The organism is Shewanella sp. 10N.286.45.A1 (assembly GCF_041470405.1).
In the GTDB taxonomy this organism is placed as follows: domain Bacteria; phylum Pseudomonadota; class Gammaproteobacteria; order Enterobacterales; family Shewanellaceae; genus Shewanella.
On record NZ_JBFRMK010000279.1, the window covers coordinates 4,877 to 12,234 of the forward strand.

7 protein-coding genes are annotated in these 7,358 nt (G+C 43.0%); all 7 read left to right on the plus strand.

Going from position 1 to position 7,358, the window contains the following annotated elements:
- Positions 1 to 368, plus strand: a 368-nt coding sequence (locus tag AB4238_RS18655; RefSeq protein WP_372034798.1) for a uridine monophosphate kinase, incomplete at its 5' end; no start/stop codon positions are given.
- Positions 369 to 631: 263 nt separating this feature from the next.
- Positions 632 to 1,189: a ribosome recycling factor gene (frr, locus tag AB4238_RS18660; RefSeq protein WP_371993642.1), complete on the plus strand. Its 558-nt coding sequence runs from the start codon at positions 632 to 634 to the stop codon at positions 1,187 to 1,189.
- Positions 1,190 to 1,373: 184 nt separating this feature from the next.
- A complete protein-coding gene (locus AB4238_RS18665) occupies positions 1,374 to 2,174 on the plus strand; it encodes an isoprenyl transferase (RefSeq protein ID WP_372034799.1) in 801 nt (266 codons plus the stop codon).
- A gap of 21 nt (positions 2,175 to 2,195) precedes the next feature.
- A complete protein-coding gene (locus tag AB4238_RS18670) occupies positions 2,196 to 3,053 on the plus strand; it encodes a phosphatidate cytidylyltransferase (RefSeq protein WP_372034800.1) in 858 nt (285 codons plus the stop codon).
- A gap of 4 nt (positions 3,054 to 3,057) precedes the next feature.
- Positions 3,058 to 4,248 carry a 1-deoxy-D-xylulose-5-phosphate reductoisomerase gene (ispC, locus tag AB4238_RS18675; RefSeq protein WP_372034801.1) on the plus strand — a complete coding sequence of 397 codons (1,191 nt, stop codon included), beginning with the start codon at positions 3,058 to 3,060 and terminating at the stop codon, positions 4,246 to 4,248.
- A gap of 14 nt (positions 4,249 to 4,262) precedes the next feature.
- Positions 4,263 to 5,633 carry a sigma E protease regulator RseP gene (gene rseP, locus AB4238_RS18680; RefSeq protein ID WP_372034802.1) on the plus strand — a complete coding sequence of 457 codons (1,371 nt, stop codon included), beginning with the start codon at positions 4,263 to 4,265 and terminating at the stop codon, positions 5,631 to 5,633.
- A 31-nt stretch (positions 5,634 to 5,664) separates the two neighbouring features.
- A partial coding sequence (gene bamA / locus AB4238_RS18685; RefSeq protein WP_372034803.1) for an outer membrane protein assembly factor BamA occupies positions 5,665 to 7,358 on the plus strand: 1,694 nt, incomplete at its 3' end.

The following is a 7,358-nucleotide window of genomic DNA, read 5'->3' on the forward strand; positions in this document are numbered from 1 at the left end:
AGGCAATCAGTTTGCTTAAGTCTGGTCGTGTTGTTATTTTTGCTGCGGGTACAGGTAATCCTTTCTGTACAACAGATTCGGCAGCCTGTTTACGTGGTATCGAAATTGAAGCTGAAATCGTGATAAAAGGCACTAAGGTCGATGGTGTTTACTCAGATGACCCAGTTAAAAACCCTGAAGCCGTTAAGTACGATCAAATGGGCTATAACGAAGTTTTAGACAAAGAACTGAAAGTAATGGATTTGGCTGCATTTACATTGGCTAGAGATCATAATATGCCATTACTGGTCTTTAACATGAATAAGCCTGGCGCACTGCGTCGTGTAATCATGGGTGAGCCTGAAGGGACACTGATTAACGCTGGTTAATTAACCGTGCAGTGATAGCAGATGTTGTTTGTAATAACAGCAACTGAAACAAAATGTACCAATGTCGCACTCGACTGAGTTTTACTCTGTATCAGAAGATGCTAGCCTAAAAGTCATTGGTACTACGCAGGACATGACAACGAGAGCATCAGATATATAATGGGTTTAGATTATACTCATCATTTGCCTAGTTTCTGCGTACAACGAATTCAATAGGCCCTAAAGGGCAATTAGCTCCTAGTGACTTAAAAGGACATATTAAAGTGATAAACGAAATTAAAACAGATGCGCAAACACGCATGGATAAATGTGTAGAGTCAACAAAGACTCAAATGGCTAAAGTACGTACTGGCCGTGCACACCCAAGTCTACTTGATACCATTCAGGTACCTTACTACGGTTCTCTTACGCCGCTTAAGCAGGTCGCAAGTGTTTCCATTGGCGATGCTCGTACATTAAATGTATCTGTATTTGACCGTACTATGATTGCTGCAGTAGAAAAAGCCATTATGAGTTCAGACCTTGGTTTGAACCCTATGTCAGCTGGTGCAACGATTCGCATCCCTCTACCAGCACTTACTGAAGAGCGTCGTAAAGACCTTATTAAAGTCGTTCGCGCTGAAGCTGAGAATGGCCGTATTGCTGTTCGAAATGTACGTCGTGACGCTAACTCTGATGTTAAAGCGCTTGAGAAAGAAAAAGAATGTACTGAAGATGACGTTCGTCGTAGCGAAGATGAAGTGCAGAAGTTTACTGATGCTCACATCAAGAAAATTGATGAAATTCTAGCTGCAAAAGAAAAGGAACTGATGGAGTTCTAATTTTAGATATCATCAGTGTTTATAGCGGTTTCTTAAAAAGTGCAATCGGTTATTGCTCACGCCTTACGCTAAAAGTTTAATGGTTGAATAAATATTGAACGCGAAAGGGAAACAGGCTATAGAGTTCAGGCGCCGTGTAGAGTTATACTACACGGCGTTTGTCTATTTTTAAGGGTTGTAATAGATGTCATTCGATTCCCAGTCTGACAAGGATGTGTCAGAAGCATTACCAGATGATCTATCAGCATTGGTAAAACAGTCTATACCCAAACACGTTGCTATCATTATGGATGGCAATGGGCGTTGGGCGCAGGCGCAAGGGAAGCCGCGAGTTGTTGGCCATAAGGCTGGCGTAAAGGCGGTAAGACGGGCTGTGAGCACTGCAAGCACGTTAGGTGTCGAATCATTAACTTTGTTTGCCTTTTCTAGTGAGAATTGGCGTCGACCCGATAAAGAGGTCGGCTTGTTAATGGAGCTCTTCTTTACTGTGCTTCAGCGTGAGCTAAAGTTACTCGATAAAAATGGCGTTCGGCTTAATATTATCGGTGATATCAGTCGTTTTTCAGCAAGATTGCAAAAACAGATCGCTACCGCTCAAGAAAAGACCATCGGTAATACTGGGTTAGTGTTAAATGTTGCGGCGAACTATGGTGGTCGCTGGGACATCATGCAAGCTGCACAAAAGCTCGCAGCTAAAGTTGAAGCGGGTGAAATGAGTAGTGAACAGTTCACTGAAGAGGCATTGAGCGAACATCTTTGCATGCATAACCAATCTGAAGTTGATTTAATGATCCGCACGGGTGGTGATTACAGGATCAGCAATTTTGTACTTTGGCAGGCCGCATACGCAGAGTTAGTATTTACTGACACGCTATGGCCCGACTTTGACGAGGATGCTTTTAAAGATGCCATCGTTAAGTTTGCAAGCCGACAGCGCCGTTTTGGTTTGACTGGAACTCAAATTGATACTATTCGCGCTTTGTAATTATAAAAAGAGGGCATTTTTTTGCTAAAACAACGAATAATAACAGCATTATGGTTAATCCCTTTAGTTTTTGGTGCCATATTTGGTCTACCAACTGAGTATTTTTCCTGGGCACTATTGGGTGTCTTTTTAATTGCCGCTAAGGAGTGGGGGCGTATCATTGATAGTCAATGTGAAATGACTCAATGGAGCTTCACCATTACTATCGGTGTTTTGTTGATAGCGCTTAATATTATAGTGCCAGCAAACGAAATATGGTTTAAAGGCATGATGCACCCAATATTTTTAGGGGTGATTGCAATGGGAGGGCTATGGTGGCTTATCTCATTTTTGATGGTGATCTCTTTTCCCAAAAGTGCTAACTTTTGGAAAAAGAGCCATATGCTAAAGTCCATGTTTGGGCAGTTAACTCTCATCCCATGTTTTGTCTCTCTATTATCCCTAAAAGCACTTAGCACTGAAGCCTCTCCTTATTACGGTGGCACATTAGTATTTCTGGTGATGTTAGTCGTTTGGGCTACCGATTCAGGCGCCTATTTTGCGGGTAAATCATTTGGTAAACGCAAACTTATGCCGAACGTTAGTCCGGCTAAAACCATTGAAGGCTTGCTAGGCGGGCTGGCGACAACCATGCTTATTGTTGCAGGGGTAATGTATTTTTCACCGGAGCAAGAGCTAGGGCTTTTGATTGCTGTCACTTTATTTGTCGCACTTGCGTCAGCGGTAGGTGATCTGTCTGAAAGTATGTTTAAGCGGGTCGCTAATATTAAGGATTCAGGTACTATTTTACCGGGACACGGCGGTGTCTTAGATCGTATCGATAGCTTAACTGCGGCATTGCCTATATTCACATTAATATATATAGCTTTTTGGATGTAACTATATGCAAAATATGGTGATTTTAGGTGCTACTGGCTCTATCGGCGCGAGTACCTTAAATGTCGTTAAGTGCAATCATGAGCAATACCGTGTATTTGCACTTGTCGCGAATACTAATGTCGCCAAGATGCTTGAAATCTGTGTAGAGCATCGTCCTGTCGTAGCCCATATGGTAGACGCTCAAGCTGCGATTGAATTGAAGCAATTACTACCCGCTGAGTTGGCTATTGAGGTTACTACGGGTGAAGATGAGCTTTTATCGCTTGTCAGTTGCTCAGAAGTTGATACTGTCATGGCTGCTATCGTTGGTGCTGCTGGTCTGCCATCAACATTAGCAGCAGTGAAAGCTGGCAAACGTGTCTTACTGGCGAATAAAGAGTCGTTAGTGATGTCGGGCCAATTATTCATTGAGGCGATGCAGAGCTCGGGAGCCACTGTGCTACCTGTTGACAGTGAGCACAATGCAATATTTCAATGCTTATCTGAACGCACTCAATTAGAGATTGGTCGATGCGATTTAGCTGGAGCTGGTGTATCTCATATTTTACTCACTGGCTCAGGTGGACCGTTCTTAAACTCTGAGCTATCCACACTGTCTTCTATGACGCCGGCGCAAGCTTGTAAACACCCTAATTGGTCTATGGGGCAGAAAATTTCCGTTGATTCGGCGAGCATGATGAACAAAGGCCTCGAATACATCGAGGCACGTTGGTTGTTTAATGCCAGCGCTGAGCAGTTAAAAGTCGTTATTCACCCTCAGAGTGTGATTCATTCAATGGTGCAATATCGAGACGGCTCTGTTATCGCACAGTTAGGAAATCCGGATATGCGTACACCAATTGCGCATTGCATGTCTTTTCCACAGAGAATTCACTCCGGAGTTGAACCTTTAGACTTTTTTAAAGTCGGACAGTTAAGCTTCTTAGAACCCGATTTTAATCGCTTTCCTTGTTTAGCGTTAGCAATTGAAGCATGTAAGCAAGGGCAAGAAGCAACAACCGTTTTAAATGCTGCCAATGAAATATCAGTACAGGCATTTTTAGATGGGCAGATACGTTTCACCGATATAGCCATTATCAATGAACAGAGCTTTAAGCACGTAACGGCGCAATCATTAACCACTATTGACGATATTATGGCGTTAGATAGCCAAGCTCGACAATATGCATTAGAAGCTGTTAGAAAGCTCAAATAGTTCAGAGGAAGGGAATGATAGATTTTTTTTGGAACCTAGGTTCGTTTATCGTAGCACTGGGTATTTTGATCGCCGCGCATGAATATGGACACTTTTGGGTGGCTAGAAAGTGCGGCGTAAAAGTCGAGCGTTTCTCTATCGGTTTCGGTAAAGCTATTTGGCGTAAAACCGGACAAGATGGTACTGAGTACGTAATTGCGATGATCCCGCTCGGTGGCTATGTCAAGATGCTAGATGAGCGTGTTGATGACGTACCTGAAGAATTGAAAGATCAAGCATTCAACCGCAAGGGAGTATGGCAACGCATTGCAATTGTCAGTGCAGGCCCCATAGCAAACTTCATTTTCGCTATTGTTGCACTATACGCAATGTATCTTATTGGCGTTCCCGCCATTAAACCTGTCATAGATTCAACCATTGCGGGATCTCCCGCTGCGCAGATTGTTGTCAAAGAGCCACTGCAGATCATGACTGTTGGCGGCCAAAAAGTGAAAGACTGGGAAGAGGTTAATCTGGCGCTTGCAGGCCACATAGGTAACCCACAAGTTGATATTTCAGTCGCTCCCCTGAATCGCCTAGAAGGGACAAATTCGAATGCGCAGCAATATACATTAGATACTCGCGAGTGGAAATTCGATCCTGAAAAAGAGCTACCGATTACCGCTATCGGTTTGGGCATGTATCGCCCACAAATATTGCCAACGTTAGCAATGGTCAGTGACGAAGGCGCTGCAGGGCTTGCTGGTATTAAAGTTGGCGATATTTTGGTTGCTATTGACGGAGAACGTTATAGTGAATGGCCGCGTTTTGTTGAAATTATTCAGCAATCGGCAAATAAAAGCGTTGATATCACCGTTAGGCGTGACGGTGAACAGCTCGTGATGAAGGTGACACCTAAATCACGAGAAAGTGCTGATGGTGGCATTGAGGGAGTGATAGGGGTTGCTCCTACCTATGAACCTTGGCCAGATAATATGAAATTGCAGTTGGAATATGGTTTTTTTGACTCTTTTCCTGTTGCAGTGGATAAAACATGGCAACTTGTCTCCGTCAGCATTAAGATGATTGGCAAGTTATTAACTGGTGACGTGTCAGTTAAAAATCTGAGTGGGCCTATTTCTATTGCGCAAGGCGCAGGAAATAGTGCTAATGTCGGGTTAGTTTACTTTTTAGGTTTCCTTGCGTTGATTAGCGTGAACTTGGGCATTATTAATCTTTTGCCTTTGCCAGTGCTAGATGGAGGACACCTTTTGTATTACTTCGTTGAAGTGATAACAGGCAGGCCTGTACCTGAAAAGGTTCAGGAAATTGGATTCAGATTTGGGGCAGCATTGCTGCTAATGTTGATGAGTGTTGCGCTCTTCAATGATTTTTCCCGACTCTGATCAGGGACAGACAAATAATTAGAAGTGCTCTATGAGATTGAATAAAATTTTTGCCTCGATGTTATTAGTCGGAGCGTCTTTTTCAGGGAACGGTTGGGCTGATACTTTTCAACCTTTTGAAGTAGCTGATATCCAAGTTGAAGGATTACAGCGAGTTGCACTCGGTGCGGCTCTGCTAAATCTACCTGTGAAGGTAGGTGATACTGTTGATCAATTAAAGTTGCAGCAAGCAATTAAGAGCTTATATGCGTCAACTAACTTCGAAAAAATTGAAGTGTTGCGCGACGGCAATGTTTTGGTGGTTAAAGTCACTGAAAGGCCGACAATTAGCTCTGTTACCTTTGAAGGTAACAAAGACATTAAAGATGAACAGCTACAAGAAAGCCTCGATGGTTCAGGCGTTAAAATTGGTGAGTCTCTTGACCGCACCATGTTGTCTGGCATCGAAAAAGGTCTTCAAGATTTCTACTATGGCGTAGGTAAGTATGGCGCGAAAGTAAAAGCAGAAATCGTCAATTTGCCACGTAACCGTGTCGAGCTTAAATTCTCTTTTACTGAAGGCTTAGCTGCTGAAATTCGTCAAATCAACGTTGTTGGTAATACCGAATTTAGTGACGAAGAGCTCATCGGTATGCTTGAGCTTAAAGACTACGTCGCATGGTGGGATCTATTTGGTGAACGTCGTTACCAAAAGCAAAAGCTGCAAGCCGATTTAGAAACAATTAAAACCTACTATCAAAACCGCGGTTATATTCGTTTTGATGTGACATCTACTCAGGTCGCGATGACACCAGACCGTAAAGGTCTCTATATTACGATTAATGTAGACGAAGGTGAGCAGTATAAGGTTAAAGACGTTAACCTTACTGGCGATTTGATGGGACGTGAAGAGCTGCTACAAGCAATATTACCTATCAAAGAAGGCGATATGTATAACGGCGGCGATGTGACATTTACCGAAGAGATGTACGGTAAGTATCTCGGTCGTTACGGCTACGCCTATCCTGAAGTGAAGACTTACCCTGAAATTGATGACGAAACTAAAGAAGTGACGTTGAATATCAATGTTAAACCCGGTAAGCGTGTCTACGTGCGTAATATCAATTTCACTGGTAACACAGTGACTAAAGATGAAGTTATGCGTCGTCAACTACGCCAAATGGAAGGGGCCTGGTTAAACTCAGCTCAAGTAGAGCTATCCAAGTCTAACTTAAACCGTTTGGGGTACTTCGAAACGGTAGACACTGAAACTGTACAAGTTCCAGGTACAGATGATTTAGTTGATGTTGCCTTTAACGTTAAAGAGCAGCCGTCTGGTTCATTTAACGCAGGTGTGGGTTACGGTACTGAATCAGGCTTAAGCTTGCAGTTCGGTGTACAGCAAAGCAACTTCTTAGGTACGGGTAACCAAGCTGGCGTCAACTTGAATACCAATAAATACTCTAAAAACGTCAACCTATCGTTTACCGATCCATACTTCACTAAAGACGGTGTGAGTTTGGGTGGCAGTGTCTATTGGAGCGAGTTTGATGCTGATGAAGCAAACCTAGAGGCCTATAAAAATAGTTCTTATGGTGTTGCAATCAACTCAGGCTTTCCAATTAACGAATACAACCGCATAAACGGTGGTATTGGTTATCGTCATAACGAAATCTCAGAGATTTCGGCTTATGAACAAGCAGTTCGTTTTTATGATATTTACCGAGATTCGGATGATCCTAATGC

Excerpts from the sequence above, each read along its gene's own strand:
- AB4238_RS18665 (WP_372034799.1), top strand. The coding sequence starts at position 1,374 with ATGTCATTCGATTCCCAGTCTGACAAGGATGTGTCAGAAGCATTACCA.
- ispC (WP_372034801.1), top strand. The coding sequence starts at position 3,058 with ATGCAAAATATGGTGATTTTAGGTGCTACTGGCTCTATCGGCGCGAGT.
- rseP (WP_372034802.1), top strand. The coding sequence starts at position 4,263 with ATGATAGATTTTTTTTGGAACCTAGGTTCGTTTATCGTAGCACTGGGT.